The sequence below is a fragment of the Pseudomonas sp. MSSRFD41 genome, from assembly GCF_014230245.1.
Classification (GTDB): Bacteria; Pseudomonadota; Gammaproteobacteria; order Pseudomonadales; family Pseudomonadaceae; genus Aquipseudomonas; species Aquipseudomonas piscis.
Genome location: NZ_JACKZK010000010.1, coordinates 116,911 through 137,811, shown reverse-complemented (window position 1 = coordinate 137,811; position 20,901 = coordinate 116,911). Strand labels below are relative to the sequence as shown.

Below are 20,901 nucleotides of genomic sequence, written 5' to 3'. Positions count from 1 at the left end.
CGCCCGGAGCAATCACGACCGACAGCTCTCCATCACCGCATCGATGAAAGGCGCCTTGCCCGCGAGGTACTCACCGATGCCGTCGCGGTTACTGGCTTGCAGCTGCAACTTCAGTTCCTGATAGCGCTGGCGCAGGTCGGGGTCGCTGCGCAACAGGTCGCGAAACCCCAGCATCCGCCGGATCTGCCCATGCCCCGCCAGGCACACGTGCACCTTGTGGGTCCGCACCCCAGCGACGTCCCGCCGATAGAAATGATGTCCGGCAGACAAATCGCTGCCTCGGACATAACCCAAGGTCGCCATGAAAGCCTGGCGCAGCGCCTCGTCCCGATGCTGCGCGACCACCAGCAGCACATCGATTTCCGGCTTGGCCGCAAGCCCGGCCACGGCAGTACTGCCCACGTGGTGAATGGCCAGCAGATCATCGGCAAAACCCGGCGCAATACGCTCGCGCTCGGCGGCGAATGCCAGGGGCCATCGCGGGTCGTAGGGGGAAATCTTGCTGGTCAACGCCATGTTCACTCCTTGTGTAGGGGTTGCCATCCCCGGCGCCGAGTGCAGCTGACACTGCACGCCGAAGCCGCCAGGACAGGTAATAAAACCTGCAGGCGCGACAAAACCTGCACAGCTTGCGCTGTACAAGATTCAGGATTCTGCTTTGGCTAGGACTCATCGAGGACCGACGAGGGCGTTATGGAGGCAGCCCCACCAGCCACACCCCGGCACACAATGTTCCCGCTGTGGCTGCTCCCTTCCGGGCCTGACCAGGTTGACGGGTAATCGTTGCGGGGGGACCGATGGGGCCACCATAACGACGCTCACCTGACGGCGAGCCGCGCCATTGTACCTATCTGAGTTGAAGATACAACCGCTCATTGCAGAATAAAAAACTCGAAGGGCTTCAAGCACTTGGAGTGTCGCCAAGCAGGGCCGACGGACGCTGGCTCGCGCCGGCCGGCCCAAGCTTCAGGCGGAAGCGGAAATGCCGTGCTCACCAAGGAAGGCGACGAATGCCTCCTCGTCCAGCACCTTCAGGCCCAGTTCGTTGGCCTTGGCCAACTTGGAACCGGCCCCGGGCCCCGCCACCACGCAATGGGTCTTGGCCGAAACCGAACCCGCTACCTTGGCTCCCAGGCTTTCCAGCTTGTCCTTGGCCACATCGCGGCTCATCAACTCCAGGGAACCGGTCAGCACCCAGGTCTGGCCGGCCAGGGGCAAGCCTTCGACCACCTTCTTCTCGCTCTGCCAGTGCATGCCGAAGTCACGCAACTGCTGCTCGATGGCCTGGGCCAACTGGGCATTATCGGGATTGTCGAAGAACTCACGGACCGCCTTGGCCTGCTTCTCCGGCAAGGCCTGGCGCATGTCCAGCCAATCGGCGTCGATCACCCCTTGCAAGGAACCGAACTTGTCCGCCAGCTTCTGTGCCGCACCCGGTCCCACTGAAGGAATGTTCAGCTTGTCGAGCATGCCGCCCAAGGTGGTGCTGGCGGCGAATTCCGCCCCCAGCTCGCCCTGGTCCTGCAGCACCAGGGCGCACTGGTCCGCCGCCAGCAAGGCGCCGATCACCTGCTGGTTATGGCTGTCCTCGAAGAAACTGTGGATTTCGTGGGCGACTTCCAGGCCGACATCCGGCAGGTAGGTCAACACCTGCGGCAACGCCTGGCGTACCCGCTCCAGGGTGCCCAGGGAGCGCGCCAGGACCTTGGCGGTCTCTTCGCCGACATCGGGGATGCCCAGGGCATAGACGAAACGCGCCAGTGACGGGCGCTTGCTGTCTTCGATGGCCTTGAGCAGCTTGTTGCTGGAGACCTCGGCAAAGCCTTCCAAATCGATGATCTGCTCGTACTCGAGCTTGTAGAGATCGGCCGGCGAGGCGATGAGCTGCTCGTCCACCAGTTGCTCGATGGTCTTGTCCCCCAGGCCTTCGATATCCATGGCACGCCGGGACACGAAGTGGATGATCGCCTGCTTGAGCTGGGCACCGCAGGCCAGGCGGCCCACGCAGCGATAGACCGCACCTTCGCTGACGGTTTCGCGGCCCTTGCTGCGCTTGACCAGTTGCGTGCGCTCGACATGGGAGCCACAGACCGGGCAGCTTTCGGGAATCTGCACCGGCCGGGCATCCTGCGGACGCCGTTCGGTGATCACTTGCACCACCTGCGGGATCACGTCGCCGGCACGCCGGATGATCACCGTGTCGCCGATCATCAGCCCCAGGCGCGCCACTTCGTCCATGTTGTGCAAGGTGGCGTTGGATACGGTCACCCCCGCCACCTTGACCGGTTTCAAGCGCGCCACCGGCGTCACCGCGCCAGTACGACCGACCTGGAACTCCACATCCAACAACTCGGTGAGTTCTTCCATGGCCGGAAACTTGTGGGCGATGGCCCAGCGCGGCTCCCGGGCACGGAAGCCCAGCTCGCGCTGGGAAGCGATGCTGTTGACCTTGAACACCACGCCGTCGATTTCGTAGGGCAGCGCGTTACGCCGCTCGCCGATCTCGCGGTAGTAGTCCAGACACTCGTCGATCCCCTTGGCCAGGCGCAGCTCGCGACTGATGGGCATGCCCCACTGCTTGAGCTGCTCGAGGTTGCCGATATGGGTATCGGCGATGTCCGCCGTGACCTGGCCCAGGCCGTAGCAACAGAACTCCAGGGGCCGACTGGCGGTGATCTTCGAATCCAGCTGGCGCAGGCTGCCCGCCGCGGCGTTGCGCGGGTTGGCGAAGGTCTTGCCGCCCGCCTCCAGTTGCGCGGCGTTCAAGCGCTCGAAGCCGGCCTTGGACATGAACACCTCACCACGCACTTCCAGGGTCGCCGGCCAACCACTGCCCTGCAGCTTCAGCGGAATGTTGCGCACGGTACGCACGTTGATGCTGATGTCCTCGCCGGTGGTGCCGTCGCCCCGGGTGGCGCCACGCACCAGCACACCGTCCTGGTACAGCAGGCTGACCGCCAGGCCGTCGAGCTTGGGCTCGCAACTGTACTGCACCACCGCGCCACCGCCGAACAGGTCGCCGCTCGGCAGGTCCAGGCCCTCATTGACCCGGCGATCGAACTCGCGCATGTCGACTTCTTCGAAGGCGTTGCCCAGGCTGAGCATGGGGATCTCATGGCGGACCTGGGTGAAAGCCGAGAGCGCCGCGCTGCCGACCCGCTGGGTCGGCGAGTCACTGGTCACCAGCTCCGGGTACTCGGCCTCCAGGGCCTTGAGCTCACGGAACAGGCGGTCGTACTCGGCATCCGGGATGCTGGGCTCATCGAGCACATGGTAGCGATAGTTGTGCAGGTCCAGCTCGGCACGCAGCTCAAGAATGCGGGTTTCGGCGGCGGTCATGGGGTTCTCTCATAAAGCAAAAGAGCAGCCTAGGCTGCTCGATCGAAAATTGTGTACAGGCTTGGCTGGCCGGTCGACTCCTACAGGATAGATCCCGCTTTGGCGAAATCGCTGGCCAGCGATCAGAGGATCACCGCTTCTGGGTGAGGGCGCGACGCTCGAACTCGACGATGCGCTGGCGGTAATGCTCGATGGTCTGGGCGGTCAGGACGCTGCGCTGGTCGTCCTTGAGCTCGCCATTGAGTTCCTGGGACAACTTGCGCGCCGCGGCCACCATCACGTCGAAAGCCTGTTTCGGATGACGTGGGCCCGGCAGGCCCAGGAAGAAGCTCACGGCCGGAGTGCTGAAGTGGTCGATATCGTCCAGGTCGAACACCCCGGGCTTGACCGCGTTGGCCATGGAGAACAGCACCTCGCCGTTGCCAGCCATGCTTTCGTGGCGGTGGAAAATATCCATCTCGCCAAAACGCAGGCCGCTCTCGAGGATGTTCTGCAACAGCGCCGGGCCCTTGAAGCCCGCTGCATCGCGGCAGATCACGCTGATCACCAGCACTTCCTCGGCCTGGGGCTGCTCCTTGTCGCCGAGGCTGGCAGCCTTGCCTTCATCGGCCGGGAAATCATCGTCACGGCTGCTGAAGCCCGGGCCGCTGTCCAGATCCAGGTCCAGGTTCAGGTCACCCTGCTGCGGCTCGCTGCCACGCTTGCCACGCTTGGACGAAGAACTTTCCCGGGGCTCGCGGGCCGGCATGCTCACCGAAGGCAAGTCATGCTCATCCAGTTGCGGTTCCTTGTGGTTGTCCAGCACCCGGGACGGACCCAGCAATTCGGCATTGCCATCATCGTCCGGCAAGTTGGAAAGACTTCGATCAAGACGGAACTTCAACTTGCCCTTGCCGCCGCGCATACGCCGCCAGCCATCAAAAAGAATACCGGCGATGACAATAATGCCGATGACGATCAGCCACTCGCGCAGACCGATTTCCATGTAATCCCGTGCCTCTATGAAAAATGCTGAAAAATAAGGGGCTTACAATCTGCAAACCGCTTTAAAACGTGGCGCCAACTCTATGTTCTGAATGGCCTTTTGCTCACGCGTAGAAAAAATTGACATTAAACTAGCACGACCAAAGGCAACTTTACACCGTCTGTCGCGCCGCTTATGGCCAATATGTCGCCTGGCTAGCCCGACAATGGTGAAAAACCACCTGCGCTGCCCCCCACAGCCCCCTCAACCCTGCCGGCTCAAGCGTCCACCATCGCCATGGCCTCTTCGACATCCACGGCTACCAGGCGCGAACAACCGGGCTCGTGCATCGTCACCCCCATCAATTGATCGGCCATTTCCATGGCGATCTTGTTGTGGGTGATATAGATGAACTGCACCGTTTGCGACATCTCCTTGACCAGCTTTGCATAGCGTCCAACGTTAGCGTCATCCAGCGGTGCGTCAACTTCGTCGAGCATGCAGAAAGGTGCCGGATTCAACTTGAAGATGGCGAATACCAGGGCCAGGGCGGTCAGTGCCTTTTCTCCACCGGAGAGCAAATGAATAGTGCTGTTCTTCTTACCCGGAGGGCGCGCCATGATCGTCACCCCTGTATCGAGTAGATCTTCGCCCGTCAGTTCCAAATAAGCGCTGCCGCCACCGAAAACTTTTGGAAACAATGCCTGCAGGCCACCATTGATCTGGTCGAAAGTGTCCTTGAACCGGTTCCGGGTTTCCTTGTCGATCTTGCGGATCACGTTCTCCAGGGTTTCCAGGGCCTGTACCAGGTCGGCATCCTGGGCATCCAGGTAGCGCTTGCGCTCGGATTGCTGGCGGTATTCGTCGATCGCCGCGAGGTTGATCGCCCCCAGGCGCTGGATCCGCGCCGCAATCCGCTCCAGTTCCTCTTCCGCGGCAGGCTCGCTGGCATCCGCCGCCAGGGTCGCCAGCACCCCGTCCAGGTCGTAGCCATCGGCCAGCAACTGCTCCTGCAGCGCCTTGCGCCGCACGCTCAGCGCCTGCCATTCCATCCGTTGCTGCTCGAGCTGCCCGCGGATCAACTGCGACTGCTGCTCGGCCTGGCTGCGACGCTTCTCGGCTTCACGCAATTCACGGTCGGCATCCTCCATGGCGATCTGCGCGGCCTTGAGCTCGACATCCACGCTCATGCGCCGCTCCAGCAACTCTTCGAGCTTGAGGCGCAACTCTTCCAGGGGCGCCTCGCCTTCCTCCAGGTTGAGGCTCAACTGTTCGCGCTTCTCGGTCAGGCGCTCGGACTGCATCTCCAGGCGCTCCAGGGCCTGGCGCGTGGAATCGTGCTGGGCCTTGAGCGAGCCCATGCGCACCGCCAACTGATGGGCGTGGTCCTTGTGCTGGCGTGCCTCCTGGCGCACCCGGTCGAGACGCTCGCGCAAGCTGTCGCGCTGGGCCAGCAGCGACTCGCGCTGCTCGGTGTCCAAGGCCATGCCGTCCAGCGCATCCTGCAGTTGCAGGCGCGCCTCGCCGATCTGCTCATGCTCCAGTTCGCGCTGCTCAGCCAGCTCGACCAGTTCCTCGTCGAGGCGGCTACGGCGCAGATGCAACTGCTCGGCCTTGGCCTTGCCAGCGGACAACAGGGCTTTCAACTCACCCTGCTGGCGAGCCTCGTCCTGCAATAGCCGGCGCAGATGCTCACGCCCGTTTTCCTGCTGGCGCTGCTGGGCCCGCAGGTTGAGCAACTGGCTTTCCAGGTCCTCGACACTGGCTTCACGCTCGTCGCGCTCGAGTATCAGTTGCTGGATTTCCTGGCCCCGGGCCAACACCCCGCTCTGCGCGTCGCTGGCGCGACGCACCCGCAGGAAATGCCGGCCGACCCAATAACCGTCGCGGCTGATCAGGCTCTGCCCCGCCGCCAGCTGGCCACGCAAGGCCAAGGCCTGCTCGAGGCTGTCCACCGGCCTGACCTGGCCCAACCAGGGCGCCAGGTCGACCTGGGACTGCACCTTGTCCAGCAAGCTGCCGGGCAAGGACGAAGCCTCTCCCGGCAGGCTCAACAAGCGCAGGTCGCCCTGCTCGAACCCAGCCAGGTCGATACCGGTGAAATCCTCCACCAGCACTGCCTGCAGATCGGCACCCAGCACGGTTTCCACCGCCAGCTCCCAGCCGGCCTCCACCTGCAGGTCATCGGCCAGGCGTGGACGCTCGGCCAGTTGCTGCTCACGCAGCCATTGGGCGGTGCCGGTATCCGGGTCCAGGGCCGCTTGCTGCAGCGCCTCCAGGGACGCCAGGCGACCATTGAGCCGCTGCAACTCGCCCTGGGCTTGCTGCTGGGCCTGGGTCGCCTGCTGCAACTGCTGGCGCAGCTGTTCCAGGCGCTCGACCTGGGACTCCTCGCTGGCTTGCAGGTCTTCGAGGGTGGCCTCGCTGGCGGCCAGTTGTTCATGGAGCTCGAGCATGGCCGCGTCTTCCGGATCGGCAGCCAGTTGCTCGCGCTCTTCGCCCAGGCGGCGCTGGCGCTCGGCCAGGCGTTCCAGGCTGGCCTCCAACTGCTGGATGCGCGACTGCTGCACTTCCGCCTGGCGCCTTGGCTCGGCGGACCTGAGGTTGAACGCGTCCCACTGTTCCTGCCAACCATGCATGGTGGCCTCGGACTCTTCCAGGGCCGCCGCGGCTTCCTCGGCAGCGGCGCTGGTGAGTGCCTGCTCGGGCTCGAGCAGCGCCAGCTCTTCGCCCAGGGTCGCCAGCAAGGTGCGGTCGTGGCCCAGGTGCGACTCGGTCTCCAGTCGCGCGCGCTCGGCTTCCTTGAGGTCGTCCTGCAACTGGCGCAAGCGCTGCTGGCCGTGCTGGATGCTCTGCTCGACCCGGGCGATGTCGCCACCTACCGAGTAGAAGCGTCCCTGCACCTGGTTGAAGCGTTCGGACAGCTCATGGTGGCCGTCGCGCAGGCGCTCGATGGCGGCATCGGCGTTGCGCTGCTCGGCCACCAGGGCCTCGAAGCTGACCTCCTGGCTGCCGATCACCGACTCGCGCTGCCCCACCTGCTCGTTCAGCGCCTGCCAGCGCAAGGCCGACAGTTGCGCCTTGAGCTGACGCTCCTCGGCCTTGTATTCCTGGTATTTCTCAGCGGCCTGGGCCTGGCGATGCAGGCGCTCGAGCTGGCGCTCCAGCTCCTCGCGCAGGTCGGTCAGGCGCGCCAGGTTCTCATGGGTCCGGCGGATGCGGTTTTCCGTCTCGCGCCGGCGCTCCTTGTACTTGGAAATGCCCGCGGCTTCCTCGATGAAGTTGCGCAGGTCCTCGGGCTTGGCTTCGATCAACTTGGAGATCATGCCCTGCTCGATGATCGAGTAGCTGCGTGGCCCGAGGCCGGTGCCGAGGAAGATGTCGGTGATGTCGCGGCGACGGCACTTGGCGCCGTTCAGGTAGTAGCTGTTCTGGCTGTCGCGGGTCACCTTGCGGCGAATGGAGATCTCCGCATAGGCCGCGTACTCACCCACCAGGGTGCCATCGGAGTTGTCGAATACCAGCTCGATGCTCGCCTGGCTCACCGGCTTGCGGCTGGTGGAACCATTGAAGATGACGTCGGTCATCGATTCGCCGCGCAGGTTCTTCGCCGAGCTTTCGCCCATCACCCAGCGTACGGCATCGATGATGTTCGACTTGCCGCAGCCATTGGGCCCGACCACCGCCGCCATGTTACTGGGGAAGTTGACCGTGGTCGGATCGACGAAGGATTTGAACCCCGCCAGCTTGATGCACTTGAGTCGCACGTTTACGCATCCGCCAGGGCAGACACCACCAGGTCGCTGCTGCGCTGGCCGTAGGCCGTCAGCACCCGGCGGATCTGCGCCAGGTCACGGGCCAGCACGGCAGCCAGCAGCTGCTCGAACAACTCCAGGTACTCGCTCATGGACGCCTTGCGCTGGTCCAGCGCCAGGTAATAGGCGCGGCTCATGGCCGGCTGCAGGTTCTCGACGGTCTCCTGCAGGTACGGGTTGTTGGCGAAGGGATAGGCGGCGCGCATCACGCTGAAGCTGTCTTCGACGAAGGCGCGGATGTCCTGGCTCTGGTAGGCACTTTCCAGGCGTTGCTGGATCTGCAGGAACGGCGCCATGTCGCTTTGCTGCTGCCAGCCGCTGGCCACCGAGTTGCCGAGCAGGATGTACATCTCGCTCATCAGGGTGCAGAGGCTGCGGACCTTGTGCTCGGTGAGCTCGGTCACATGGGCGCCGCGGCGCGGCAGGATGGCGATCAGGTGGCGGCGCTCCAGGATCAGCAAGGCTTCGCGGACCGAGCCGCGACTGACATTGAGGGCCAGGGTGACCTTCTGTTCCTGAATGCGCTCCCCAGGCTTGAGATCCCCGCGAATGATACGTTCGGCGAGGTGGTGAGCAATTTGCTCGGCGAGACTGTCCGGCGCCTTGAACGTCATGGTTTTCCTTCAGAATCTTTAATCGGCACAAGCGGCGAAGTGTAGCGCAATTGATACCCCGGCGCGGAGTGCCAGGGCAGCGGAATTTGCCATGAAACCCGCAGACGGACGGCTATCGGTCGGGTCTGCGCCGCTGCTTGTCGACTGCTGCCCGGCCCCGCGCCTGCGGCCATGAGGATCTTGGTCATACTTGAATTGTTGGGTGAATAAATTTCCTGACCTACAAGTCAGAAAATTATTGACCGAAAAGTCAGACATGACTAAATTCGGCCCACGTCGCTTAACAACAATAATGAGTTTGCGAGGCCTTCCGTGATCCAGTTTCTATTCAACCAGGAGCTCCGCAGCGAGCGCACCCTGGACCCGAACCTGACCGTGCTCGACTACCTGCGCGAACACCTGGGCAAGCCCGGCACCAAGGAAGGCTGTGCCAGTGGTGACTGCGGGGCCTGCACCGTGGTGGTCGGCGAGCTGCAAGTCGATGCCCGGGGCGACGAATCGATCCGCTACCGCAGCCTCAACTCGTGCCTGACCTTCGTATCCTCCCTGCACGGCAAGCAACTGATCAGCATCGAAGGCCTCAAGCACCAGGGCCAGTTGCATAGCGTGCAGCAGGCCATGGTCGACTGCCACGGCTCGCAGTGCGGCTTCTGCACGCCGGGCTTCGTCATGTCGCTGTTCGCCCTGCAGAAGAACAGCAGCCGGCCCGACAGCCACAAGGCCCACGAAGCCCTGGCCGGCAACCTTTGCCGCTGCACCGGCTACCGGCCGATCCTCGCCGCCGCCGAACAGGCCTGCGCTGATGAGCGCGGCGACCAGTTCGATGCCCGCCAGGCCGAGACCATCGCCCGCCTCAAGGCCATCGCCCCGCAAGACACGGCCGAGCTCAACAGCGGTGACAAGCGCTGCCTGGTGCCCCTGACCGTCGCCGACCTGGCCGACCTCTACGACGCCTATCCCCAGGCCCGCCTGCTGGCCGGCGGCACCGACCTGGCGCTGGAGGTGACGCAGTTCCACCGTACCCTGCCGGTGATGATCTACGTCGGCAATATCGCCGAGCTCAAGCGCATCGAATGCTTCGACGACCGCCTGGAGATCGGCGCGGCCACCACCCTCACCGATTGCTACGACGCCCTGCGCGGCGAGTACCCGGACTTCGGCGAACTGCTGCAACGCTTCGCCTCGCTGCAGATCCGCAACCAGGGCACCCTGGGCGGCAATATCGGCAACGCCTCGCCCATCGGCGACTCGCCGCCGCTGCTGATCGCCCTGGGCGCGCAGATCGTGCTGTGCAAGGGCCAGGTGCGCCGGACCCTGGCCCTGGAGGATTACTTCATCGATTACCGCGTCACCGCCCGCCAGGACAGCGAGTTCATCGAGAAGATCATCGTGCCCCGCGCCAGCGCCGAGCGGCAGTTCCGCGCCTACAAGGTGTCCAAGCGCCTGGACGACGATATCTCCGCCGTCTGCGCGGCCTTCAACCTGCGGATAGTCGACGGCGTGATCGAGGAGGCGCGCATCGCCTTCGGCGGCATGGCCGCCACTCCCAAGCGCGCCAGGCACTGCGAGGCGATCCTGACCGGCGCCGACTGGACCCAGGCGAGCATCGAGCAGGCCTGCGCGGCCCTGGCCCAGGACTTCACGCCGCTCTCGGATTTTCGCGCGAGCAAGGAGTACCGCCTGCTGAGCGCGCAGAACCTGCTGCGCAAGTACTTCATCGAACTGCACACACCGCACATCCAGACCCGGGTGACCGCTCATGTCTAACCAGCACAAGGTCGAAAAGACCCAGGACGAACTCTCGGCCCTGTTTCGCCAGGACCTGACCACCGGCGTCGGTCGCAGCGTCAAGCATGACAGCGCCGAAAAACACGTGTCCGGCGAAGCGGTGTACATCGACGACCGCCTGGAATTCCCCAACCAGCTGCATGTCTATGCTCGGCTCTCGGACCGCGCCCACGCCCGGATCATCAGCATCGATACGGCGCCCTGCCATGCCTTCGAAGGGGTGCGCATCGTCATCACCCACGAGGACATTCCCGGCCTCAAGGACATTGGCCCGCTGTTGCCCGGCGACCCGTTGCTGGCCATCGACACCGTGCAATACGTCGGCCAGCCGGTGCTGGCGGTGGCCGCCCGCGACCTGGATACCGCACGCCAGGCCGCCATGGCCGCGATCATCGAGTACGAGGACCTGGAGCCGGTGCTGGACGTGGTCGAGGCCCTGCGCAAGCGCCACTTCGTGCTCGACAGCCACACCCATCAGCGCGGCGACTCGGCCAGCGCCCTGGCCAGCGCCAGCCACCGCATCCAGGGCACCCTGCACATCGGTGGCCAGGAGCATTTCTACCTGGAGACCCAGATCTCCTCGGTGATGCCCACCGAGGACGGCGGCATGATCGTCTATTGCTCGACCCAGAATCCCACCGAAGTGCAGAAGCTGGTGGCCGAGGTGCTGGACGTCTCGATGAACAAGATCGTGGTGGACATGCGTCGCATGGGGGGCGGCTTCGGCGGCAAGGAAACCCAGGCGGCCAGCCCCGCCTGCCTGTGCGCGGTGATCGCGCGCCTCACCGGCCAGCCGACCAAGATGCGCCTGCCCCGGGTCGAGGACATGCTGATGACCGGCAAGCGCCACCCCTTCTACATCGAATACGACGTGGGCTTCGACGACAGTGGCCGGCTGCACGGCATCCAGCTGGAACTGGCGGGCAACTGCGGCTGCTCGCCGGACCTGTCGGCGTCCATCGTCGACCGGGCAATGTTCCACGCCGACAATGCCTACTACCTGGGCGACGCCACGGTCAACGGCCACCGCTGCAAGACCAACACCGCCTCCAACACCGCCTATCGCGGTTTCGGCGGCCCCCAAGGCATGGTCGCCATCGAGGAAGTGATGGACGCCATCGCCCGCTACCTGCACCTGGACCCGCTGGCGGTGCGCAAGGCCAATTACTACGGCAAGACCGAGCGCAACGTCACCCACTACTACCAGACCGTCGAGCACAACATGCTCGAGGAAATGACCGCCGAACTGGAGGCCAGCAGCCAGTATGCCGAGCGCCGCGAAGCCATCCGGCTGTACAACGCCAACAGCCCGGTGCTGAAGAAAGGCCTGGCCCTGACCCCGGTGAAATTCGGCATCTCCTTCACCGCCAGCTTCCTCAACCAGGCCGGCGCGCTGGTCCACGTCTACACCGACGGCAGCATCCACCTCAACCATGGCGGCACCGAGATGGGCCAGGGCCTGAACACCAAGGTGGCCCAGGTGGTGGCCGAGGTGTTCCAGGTCGATATCGGCCGGGTGCAAATCACCGCCACCAATACCGACAAGGTGCCCAACACCTCGCCGACCGCGGCCTCCAGTGGCGCCGACCTCAACGGCAAGGCGGCGCAGAACGCGGCGCAGACCATCAAGGACCGGCTGGTGGAGTTCGCCGCGCGCAAGTACCAGGTCAGCGAGGAAGATGTAGAGTTCCACAACGGCCACGTGCGGGTTCGCGAGCTGATCCTGACCTTCGAGGAACTGATCCAGCAGGCGTATTTCGCCCAGGTGTCGCTGTCCAGCACCGGCTTCTACAAGACGCCGAAGATCTACTACGACCGCGCCCAGGCCCGCGGCCGGCCGTTCTACTACTTCGCCTTCGGCGCGGCCTGCGCCGAGGTGCTCGTCGATACCCTGACCGGCGAATACAAGATGCTGCGCACCGATATCCTGCATGACGTCGGCGCGTCGCTGAACCCGGCCATCGACATCGGCCAGGTGGAAGGCGGCTTCATCCAGGGCATGGGCTGGCTGACCACCGAGGAATTGGTATGGAACGCCAAGGGCAAGCTTGAGACCTGCGGCCCGGCCAGCTACAAGATCCCGGCAGTGGCGGACATGCCGGCGGACCTGCGGGTCAAGCTGGTGGAGAACCGCAAGAACCCGGAAGACACGGTGTTCCACTCCAAGGCGGTGGGCGAACCACCATTCATGCTCGGCATCGCCGCCTGGTGCGCCATCAAGGACGCCGTGGCCAGCCTCGGCGACTACCGGCACCAGCCACGGATCGACGCCCCGGCGACCCCGGAGCGGGTGCTCTGGGGCTGTGAGCAGATGCGCCAGTTGCAAGTGGCGAAGGCCGTCGAGAGCGAATCCGAACTGGCTCCGCTCTAGACCGCGATGAGGCCGGAACAGACAACAGCGATGTCGAGGTGAACATGTACGACTGGATCAACGCCCTCGCCGACCTGCAGAACCAGGGTGAACCCTGCGTGCTGGTGACCATCATCGAAGAGCTGGGCTCGACCCCGCGCAACGCCGGTTCGAAGATGGTGGTCAGCGCCAGCCGGGCCTTCGACACCATCGGCGGCGGCCACCTGGAATACAAGGCCATGCAGATCGCCCGGCAGATGCTCGCCAGCGGCCAACAGGGTACGCATTTGGAGCGCTTCAGCCTCGGCGCCAGCCTCGGCCAGTGCTGCGGTGGGGCCACGGTGCTGCTGTTCGAGCCCATGGGCCAGGTGCAGGCGCACATTGCCGTGTTCGGTGCCGGCCATGTCGGCCGCGCCCTGGTACCCTTGCTCGCCGCGCTGCCCTGCCGGGTGCGCTGGATCGACTCGCGCGAGCAGGAGTTCCCCGAACAGATTCCCCAGGGGGTGCGCAAGATCGTCAGCGAGGAGCCGGTGGACGAGATCGATGACCTGCCCCCCGGCAGCTATTGCATCGTCATGACCCATAATCACCAGTTGGACCTGGAGTTGACCGCCGCCCTGCTCAAGCGCAACGATTTCACCTATTTCGGCCTGATCGGCTCCAGGACCAAGCGGGTGAAGTTCGAGCATCGCCTGCGCGGTCGCGGCTTCGACGCCGCCACCCTGCAACGCATGCGTTGCCCCATGGGGCTGGACGAGGTCAAGGGCAAGCTGCCCGTGGAAATCGCCATCTCCATCGCTGGTGAAATCATCGCCACCTACAACGCCCATTTCGGCCAGCCCAGCGTCACCGCCGAACCCATTGCCAAGTTGCTGCCGGCCTCGCGCCGCAGCCGGGCCTCGAACTGAAACAGCCACACACTTGAGAATGACCATGTCCCAGACTCGCAAAGCCTACCGTGCCGCCATCCTGCACAGCATCGCCGACCCGGCGGAGGTCGGAATCGAAGCCTCCTACGAGTACTTCGAGGACGGCCTGCTGGTGGTGGAGAACGGCCGGATCAGCGCCCTCGGCCATGCCAGCGAACTGCTCGCGAGCCTACCCGCCGAGGTACCGGTGAAGCATTACCCGGACGCGCTGATCACCCCGGGCTTCATCGACACCCATATCCACCTGCCGCAGACCGGCATGGTCGGTGCCTACGGTGAGCAACTGCTGGACTGGCTCAACACCTACACCTTCCCCTGCGAAAGCCAGTTCGCCGACCGGGCCCATGCCGACGAAGTGGCCGAGGTGTTCATCAAGGAACTGCTGCGCAACGGCACCACCACCGCCCTGGTGTTCGGCAGCGTGCACCCGCAGTCGGTGGACGCCTTCTTCAGCGCCGCGCAGAAGCTCGACCTGCGGATGATCGCCGGCAAGGTGATGATGGACCGCAACGCCCCGGACTACCTGGTCGACACCGCCGAATCCGGCTACCAGGACAGCAAGGCATTGATCGAGCGCTGGCATGGCAAGGGTCGCCTGCACTACGCAGTGACCCCGCGCTTCGCCCCCACCAGCACCCCGCAGCAGTTGACCCTGGCCGGCCAGTTGCTCAAGGAATATCCCGATCTCTACCTGCAGACCCACATCAGCGAGAACCTGCAGGAGATCGAGTGGGTCAAGGAGTTGTTCCCCGAGCGCAAGGGCTATCTGGACGTCTACGACCACTACCAGTTGCTGGGCGAACGCTCGGTGTTCGCCCATGGGGTGCACCTGTGCGACGACGAGTGCGCGCGCCTGGCGCAGACCGGCTCGGCGGTGGCCTTCTGCCCGACCTCGAACTTCTTCCTCGGCAGCGGCCTGTTCAACCTGCCGATGGCCGAGAAGCACAAGCTCAATGTCGGCCTGGGCACCGATATCGGCGCCGGCACCAGTTTCTCGCTGCTCAACACCCTCAATGAGGCCTACAAGGTCATGCAGTTGCAGGGTGCGCGCCTGAGCCCGTTCAAATCCCTGTACCTGGCCACCCTCGGCGGCGCCCGGGCCCTGCGCCTGGAAGAACGGATCGGCACCCTGCACCCCGGCACCGACGCCGACTTCCTGGTCCTGGACTACAAGGCCACGCCGCTGCTGGAGTACCGCCTGCAACAGGCCAAGAGCATCGCCGAGACCCTGTTCGTGCTGATGACCCTGGGCGACGACCGCACCGTGCTGCAGACCTACGCCGCCGGCCAGCAAGTACACCAGCGCTGATCGGCCCCCGGCGCCAAGGATCCCCCGCTCGATACCGCTCGACCGGGGGATTTTTCATGGAGTCGCAACCTGCTGCGCACGCTCGCGCCGACCATCGGCAAAGCGCTCACGCGGATGGGCCCGTACTGCGTATCATCTGCCCCTTCGCCCGGGCCCTGCTGCTCTGCCCCGGGCCCCATGGAGCAACAAGGGACATCGCCGCAGGCCGCCCCCGAACCGGAAGAAAGCATATGAGAGAGCTAGCTGAACTGGGCATCTACTACCAGAACTGCGTCATCGAACGGCCCATCCCGAGCCTGGATGAGATCGTCGAATTCCAGGCCAGGCAGGGCGTCACCCTGCCCGCGGACTACCTGCAGTTCCTGCGCACGGTCAATGGCGGCGCGCCCACGCTGAACTACTTCGAGAACGACGAGGCCGCCTTCGCCATCGAGGCCTTCCACTACCTGGCCCTGGAAAGCGATCCGGACGACAGCTACAGCATCGCCGTGGCCTCCGAGTGGCCTTGCGAGGAACTGGGCAGGAAGGTGATCGCCATCGCCGGGGACGGCAGCGGCGACCAGCTCATCATCGACCCGAGCCGGGGCCCCGAGGTGCGCCTGTGGCGACACGACGACGGTAACGAACCGGAGATTCTCGCCCCCAGCTTCGAGGCGCTGCTGGCCGGCCTCAAGCCCGATCCGGAAGAGAACGAGTGAAACGGCGTTGAGATCTTGATCGGCGGTGGTGGCCGGGCCCAGGGGAAGGCCCGGCACCGGGGCGATTACTCGGGCTAGAAGGTCACTTCCAGGTTCAGGGTGGGCGCCGAGGTGCGGGTGCCACGGCCGCCATCCACGCCGAACTTGTTGTGCCAGTACTCGTAGCCGACCCCGAGGTAGAGGTTGGGCTTGACGTTCTTGCCCGGCAGCACGGCGAACATCAACGAGGTGCGCATCAGGGTTTCCGGGGCCGTGTCACGGTCGTTGTAGTCATGGCCCTTCTCCCCGATGTAGTTGACGAAGCCCTGGAACTTGGCGGCATGGCTGCCCAGCTCGAATGGCCGCATCCAGGCCAGGTTGAGCAGGTAGGTATCGTCGAAGGTGTGGTCGGGGTCCTTGGCCCCGGGGATGCCGGAATGGTTGTTTTCCTTGTAGTACAGCAGGCTCAGGTCGAGCACGCCGACGGTGTTGAACTTCAGGGTCGGGCCGAACACCAGGGCGCGTTTCTTCGCCGAACCCAGGTTGTTGTTGCGGCTGGCGTCGAAACCCAGGGTCAGGGCGTAATCCTTGACCAGGCCTGTGCCCAGGGGCGTATCCAGCACCCGTGAGGCGAAGAGCTGGTGACGATAGACGCCATACACTTCGCTGCTGCCCTTGTTGGTGCCCTTGCGCGGGTCGTCGTTGTCGGAGAGCAGCACGTCCAGGTGCAGGTAGTTGCTGCCGTACTGGTAGCCGCTGGCGTGGGTGAAGCTGTAGATGCGCTTGCTGATGGAGTGCGGGTTGTTGGGATTGGTGAATGCCTTGCCATAGCGAAAGCCCACGCTGTTGCTCATCCATTCCAGGGCGGTCGCTTGCCCCGCTCCGATCAAGGTCATCAGCAGGGTCGCGCCTTGTAGTGCCTTTTTCATTTTTATTATGTCCTGTGGCTGATGGCAGCTTCGCTGGCTGCCGACCGGCGCAGTATCGACACAAGCGCCGCAGGGGCCAAAGCACAGAATATCGCCCGGCATGCTGCCAAAACGGCAGCGCTGGCCTGATGCCGGTCAGTTAAGCGAGGTGATCCCCTGCAGGAGCAGCCGGTCGACGCTCGATTGCTCGCGAGGGTTGTCAACGTTAGCGCTTGCTGGCTGGATAAACGCGGCGCTCTGCAGTCCATCGCGAGCAAGCCTCGCTCCTACGATTTCCTTAGCTGATCGACATTGAGCACTGGCTGGCGGCCAGCGCACTCGGCGCGCTGGCGAATACCGATCTCTTCATCCAGCAGGTGCGCCAGTGCCTCCACCGCGCCAGGCAGGTCGCGACCGCTTCGGGCATAGAGCCCCAGGTCGCTGTAGATGCCGCCCTGGTCGCTCAAGGGGATGTGCACCAGCGCGCCCTGGGCCAGGTCCGCCTCGACTCCGATCCGGGTCTGGAAGGCCACGCCCAGGCCGTGGCGGACCATCTGTCGCGCCAGTTCCATGGAATTGCTCTGCAGGGGTGGCTTGTCCAGCAGGCCGAGGCGCTTGTGCAGGGGCATCAGCAAGTGATGGATCGAGAGCTCGCTCTTGGCCAGGATCAAGCCATGCTCGGCACAGGTGGCGAAATTCACGCTGCCCCGATCGGCCAGGGGATGCCCGGGGCTGACCAGCGCTCCCAGGCGAAAGTGACCGACGCTCAGTTGACGAATATCCGGCGCCCTGGACAAGGCGAACGCCAGGCCCAGGTCGGCGCGGTTATTGATCAACGCCAGGGGGATCGCCTGTGAGCCCTGTACCGTCACGCCGATGGTCACCTGGGGATAGAGGTCGCGCATGCGCTTGAGTACCGCCGGCAGCAGGTCGACGGTGGCGCCCTCCACCGTGGCGATCTCCACGTGCCCGCTCTGCAGTCCACGCAGCGCATCGAATTCCAGGCGCACTCGCTCCAGGTCCTGCAATACCAGGCTGACATGCCGGCTGAACGCCTCGCCGGCCAGGGTCAGGCGCAGGCCGCCGGGCAAGCGCTCGAACAGCGATGCGCCGATCTCGTCCTCGATCTTGAGGATCTGCCGGTTCACTGCCGAAGACGCAACGTTCAAGCACCGGGCCGCCTCGCGGATCGAGCGGCAACGGCGGACCATGTCGAAATAATGGATCGCGCAAGAATGGATACGCAGGGTTCTGCCGCTCATGCCTTGGACTCCTTGGGCACGATGAAAAGCCGCCGCGGACTGGCCGAGAGCGCTGAAGGCAGAACTGTATACAATTAAAATAAAAACCCACAACAATCATTCGGCCGCCCGGCGCCCCGGGGCACCAAACGAAAATCCCCCGCCCCATGGAACATGGAGCGGGGGATCGGTCGTGCACGACGAGGCCCTACAGCTTGGCGCTGGAGCGGCCCGGTTTTTTCGTCTGCAGCAGGTGCGAGAACACCGCGTGCAGGTCGTCCGAGGCACTTTCCTCGTCGAGATTGAGCTTGCTGTCGATGTGGTCCATGTGGTGCATCATCAGGTTCACCGCCAGCTCGGCATCCCGCGCCTCGATGGCATCGATCAGCTGGGTGTGCTCGTCGTAGGAGCAATGGGAACGGTTGCCGCTTTCATATTGGGCGATGATCAGCGAGGTCTGGGATACCAGGCTGCGCTGGAAGCTGATCAGCGGGGCATTTTTCGCCGCCTCCGCCAGCTTCAGGTGGAACTCCCCGGAAAGACGGATGCCGGCTCCGCGATCGCCACGGGAGAAGCTGTCGCGCTCCTCGTTGACCATCTGCCGCAGCTCCAGCAACTGCTCGGTGGTGGCGTGCTGCACCGCCAGCTCGGTGATGGCCCGCTCCACCAGGCGCCGGGCGAGGAACACCTGGCGCGCCTCCTCGACACTCGGGCTGGCCACCACTGCACCACGGTTGGGACGCAGCAGCACCACGCCTTCGTGGGCCAGGCGCGAGAGCGCGCGGCGGATGATGGTGCGGCTGACCCCGAAAATCTCCCCCAGCGCCTCTTCGCTCAACTTGGTACCGGGCGCCAGGCGCTGTTCGAGAATGGCCTCGAAGATATGCGCGTAGACGATATCGTCCTGGGTTCCGCTGCGTCCGGCCTTGCCTGCTCGCGGTTGTTTCTTCAGGGGTTGCAACTGTTCGTTCATGGGCACTCGGGTCGGGAGGACTGCAGCGGTGTCAGCGTGACTTTAATACGCCACGGTGGGGCGCTGGCAAGTATCGCGTTAAAACAGGTGCACATTGTACACAACCCTTGGGACGCAACAGTAAAAAGTGTGCTTGCCCCCCGTTGGCGCACCCGGACTGTACGGCTGTTTGCAGGCGCGGCTGTATGACAACGGCAAGCACGGTTTACGTTTAGGCTTGGGCCCTTGGACCTTCGGCATCGCAGTGCCCTCCTTCGCGGCTCGCGCCCTGGAGGAAGACCGGTCCATCGCGTCTTTCAAGAACAAGGAACTCCATGATGTCCGATGCCACCCCCGCGCAACTGCGCCCCCTGGCCGACACTTCGCCTTCAGCCATAGTCGCCGGCTTCATCGCCATGATGACCGGCTACACCAGCTCCCTGGTGCTGATGTTCCAGGCCGGACAAGCCGCTGGCTTGAGCAGCGGCCAGATCTCCTCGTGGATCTGGGCCCTGTCCATCGGCATGGCGATATGCAGCATCGGCCTGTCCCTGCGCTACCGCACCCCTGTCACCATCGCCTGGTCGACCCCCGGCGCCGCGCTGCTGATCACCAGCCTGGGAGGCGTGACCTACGGCGAAGCCATTGGCGCCTATATCACCTGCGCGGTGCTGGTCATCATCTGCGGGCTCACCGGCAGCTTCGAACGCCTGGTGAAAAAGATCCCGGCATCCCTGGCGGCAGCCCTGCTGGCCGGGATCCTGTTCAAGATCGGCAGCGAGATCTTCGTCGCCGCCCAGCATCGCACCGCCCTGGTGCTGGGCATGTTCTTCACCTACCTGGTGGTCAAGCGCCTGTCACCGCGCTATGCGGTGCTGGCAGCCCTGCTGATCGGCACGGCGCTCTCCGGGATGATGGGACTGCTGGATTTCAGCGGCTTCAAGCTGGAAGTGGCGACCCCGGTCTGGACCACCCCGCACTTCTCCCTGGCGGCCACCATCAGCATCGGCATCCCGCTGTTCGTGGTCGCCATGACCTCGCAGAACATGCCCGGGGTCGCCGTGCTGCGGGCCGACGGCTACAACGTACCAGCCTCGCCGCTGATCACCGCCACCGGCCTGGGTTCGTTGCTGATGGCGCCCTTCGGCTCCCACGGCATCAACCTCGCGGCCATCAGCGCGGCGATCTGCACCGGGCCCCATGCCCATGAAGACCATGGCAAGCGCTACACCGCGGCGGTCTGGTGCGGGATCTTCTACGGCATCGCCGGGACCTTCGGCGCCACCCTGGCCGCGCTGTTCGCCGCCCTGCCCAAGGAGCTGGTGCTGTCTATCGCCGCGCTGGCGCTGTTCGGCTCGATCATCAACGGCCTGACCGTCGCCATGAGCGAAACCAAGGAGCGCGAAGCAGCGCTGATCACCTTTATGGTGACCGCGTCCGGATTGACGCTGTTCTCGGTGGGCTCGGCGTTCTGGGGCATCGTCGCCGGGGTGCTGACCCTGTTGATCCTCAACTGGCGCAACGCCTGAAGCCTGGAGCCGGCGAATGGCGCCCACGCCAAAACCCGGGACAAGCCCGAGGCCGGAGCAACGATCGATAGGGAAAAAAGGAAAGGTTGCCCTCGGGCAACAACGCACGGACGACCCGGCCGGGTCGTCCGTGCATGACATCACACGGTCGGGTTGATCGCGTTGTCCGGGTACCACACATCCAGCAGCGGGCTGACTTCAACGTTGGTCAACTCGGTGCGCGCCTTGAGCCAGGCTTCAACGGTGGCACGTTGCTCTTCGCTGACGGAACCACGCTTGCTCAGGCAAACCAGGCCGAAGTCGTCACCGCCCACATAGCCCAGGCCGTTGGCTTCCATCGCTTCTTTGAGGAATGCGTCGAGGAAAGCGTCGATGGCTTCGTCGGACAGATCTTCTTTGAAATCCAGGTTCAGCTCAAAACCCAGCTCCTGGAATTCATCTACGCAGAGCTTTTTGCGCAGACGGCGGGAACGGTTAGTGGCCATG

15 protein-coding genes and 1 other RNA gene are annotated in these 20,901 nt (G+C 64.3%); 6 read left to right on the top strand and 10 right to left on the bottom strand.

The annotated features are described in order from the left end of the window. Positions 1 to 12 precede the first annotated feature (12 nt). The 6 genes from H7A76_RS17135 to H7A76_RS17110 form a co-directional block, all read right to left on the bottom strand. Positions 13 to 516: a GrpB family protein gene (locus tag H7A76_RS17135; protein WP_185699597.1), complete on the bottom strand. Its 504-nt coding sequence runs from the start codon at positions 514 to 516 to the stop codon at positions 13 to 15. A gap of 187 nt (positions 517 to 703) precedes the next feature. Beyond that, positions 704 to 800: signal recognition particle sRNA small type (gene ffs, locus H7A76_RS17130), an RNA gene on the bottom strand. Between the two features lie 166 nt (positions 801 to 966). Next, complete coding sequence (ligA, locus tag H7A76_RS17125) at positions 967 to 3,339, bottom strand: NAD-dependent DNA ligase LigA (protein WP_185699596.1); 2,373 nt, start codon at positions 3,337 to 3,339, stop codon at positions 967 to 969. A gap of 130 nt (positions 3,340 to 3,469) precedes the next feature. Continuing rightward, the gene (gene zipA, locus H7A76_RS17120) at positions 3,470 to 4,324 is read right to left on the bottom strand and encodes a cell division protein ZipA (RefSeq protein ID WP_185699595.1); all 855 of its coding nucleotides are present in this window, start codon (positions 4,322 to 4,324) and stop codon (positions 3,470 to 3,472) included. A 257-nt stretch (positions 4,325 to 4,581) separates the two neighbouring features. Further along, a complete protein-coding gene (smc, locus tag H7A76_RS17115) occupies positions 4,582 to 8,070 on the bottom strand; it encodes a chromosome segregation protein SMC (RefSeq protein ID WP_185699594.1) in 3,489 nt (1,162 codons plus the stop codon). 2 nt (positions 8,071 to 8,072) lie between these two features. Continuing rightward, positions 8,073 to 8,732: a GntR family transcriptional regulator gene (locus tag H7A76_RS17110; protein ID WP_185699593.1), complete on the bottom strand. Its 660-nt coding sequence runs from the start codon at positions 8,730 to 8,732 to the stop codon at positions 8,073 to 8,075. 312 nt (positions 8,733 to 9,044) lie between these two features. Between H7A76_RS17110 and xdhA the strand changes: the two genes are divergently transcribed. From xdhA to H7A76_RS17085, 5 genes are all read left to right on the top strand, one after another. Continuing rightward, positions 9,045 to 10,499: a xanthine dehydrogenase small subunit gene (xdhA, locus tag H7A76_RS17105; RefSeq protein WP_185699592.1), complete on the top strand. Its 1,455-nt coding sequence runs from the start codon at positions 9,045 to 9,047 to the stop codon at positions 10,497 to 10,499. After that, positions 10,492 to 12,891 (top strand): xanthine dehydrogenase molybdopterin binding subunit, encoded by a 2,400-nt coding sequence (gene xdhB / locus H7A76_RS17100; RefSeq protein WP_185699591.1) that lies wholly within the window; start codon positions 10,492 to 10,494, stop codon positions 12,889 to 12,891. The genes xdhA and xdhB overlap by 8 nt, the downstream gene beginning before the upstream one ends. 44 nt (positions 12,892 to 12,935) lie before the next feature. Next, the gene (gene xdhC / locus H7A76_RS17095; protein ID WP_185699590.1) at positions 12,936 to 13,778 is read left to right on the top strand and encodes a xanthine dehydrogenase accessory protein XdhC; all 843 of its coding nucleotides are present in this window, start codon (positions 12,936 to 12,938) and stop codon (positions 13,776 to 13,778) included. A 25-nt stretch (positions 13,779 to 13,803) separates the two neighbouring features. After that, positions 13,804 to 15,108, top strand: a complete 1,305-nt coding sequence (gene guaD / locus H7A76_RS17090) for a guanine deaminase (protein ID WP_185699589.1) — start codon at positions 13,804 to 13,806, stop codon at positions 15,106 to 15,108. 230 nt (positions 15,109 to 15,338) lie between these two features. Then, positions 15,339 to 15,806, top strand: coding sequence for an SMI1/KNR4 family protein (locus H7A76_RS17085; RefSeq protein WP_185699588.1), 468 nt, complete (start codon positions 15,339 to 15,341; stop codon positions 15,804 to 15,806). A gap of 74 nt (positions 15,807 to 15,880) precedes the next feature. Here the strand turns inward: H7A76_RS17085 and H7A76_RS17080 are convergent, their stop codons facing one another. The 3 genes from H7A76_RS17080 to H7A76_RS17070 form a co-directional block, all read right to left on the bottom strand. Continuing rightward, positions 15,881 to 16,714: a nucleoside-binding protein gene (locus H7A76_RS17080; RefSeq protein ID WP_185699587.1), complete on the bottom strand. Its 834-nt coding sequence runs from the start codon at positions 16,712 to 16,714 to the stop codon at positions 15,881 to 15,883. Positions 16,715 to 16,980: 266 nt separating this feature from the next. Then, positions 16,981 to 17,955, bottom strand: a complete 975-nt coding sequence (locus H7A76_RS17075) for a LysR family transcriptional regulator (protein WP_185699586.1) — start codon at positions 17,953 to 17,955, stop codon at positions 16,981 to 16,983. A gap of 187 nt (positions 17,956 to 18,142) precedes the next feature. Next, a complete protein-coding gene (locus tag H7A76_RS17070; RefSeq protein WP_022643289.1) occupies positions 18,143 to 18,907 on the bottom strand; it encodes a GntR family transcriptional regulator in 765 nt (254 codons plus the stop codon). A 317-nt stretch (positions 18,908 to 19,224) separates the two neighbouring features. Here H7A76_RS17070 and H7A76_RS17065 point away from each other — a divergent pair, with 317 nt between their 5' ends. After that, positions 19,225 to 20,415: a benzoate/H(+) symporter BenE family transporter gene (locus tag H7A76_RS17065; protein ID WP_185699585.1), complete on the top strand. Its 1,191-nt coding sequence runs from the start codon at positions 19,225 to 19,227 to the stop codon at positions 20,413 to 20,415. A gap of 140 nt (positions 20,416 to 20,555) precedes the next feature. Here the strand turns inward: H7A76_RS17065 and H7A76_RS17060 are convergent, their stop codons facing one another. Continuing rightward, positions 20,556 to 20,900 carry a YggL family protein gene (locus H7A76_RS17060; protein WP_185699584.1) on the bottom strand — a complete coding sequence of 115 codons (345 nt, stop codon included), beginning with the start codon at positions 20,898 to 20,900 and terminating at the stop codon, positions 20,556 to 20,558. Between the last annotated feature and the right edge of the window lies 1 nt (position 20,901).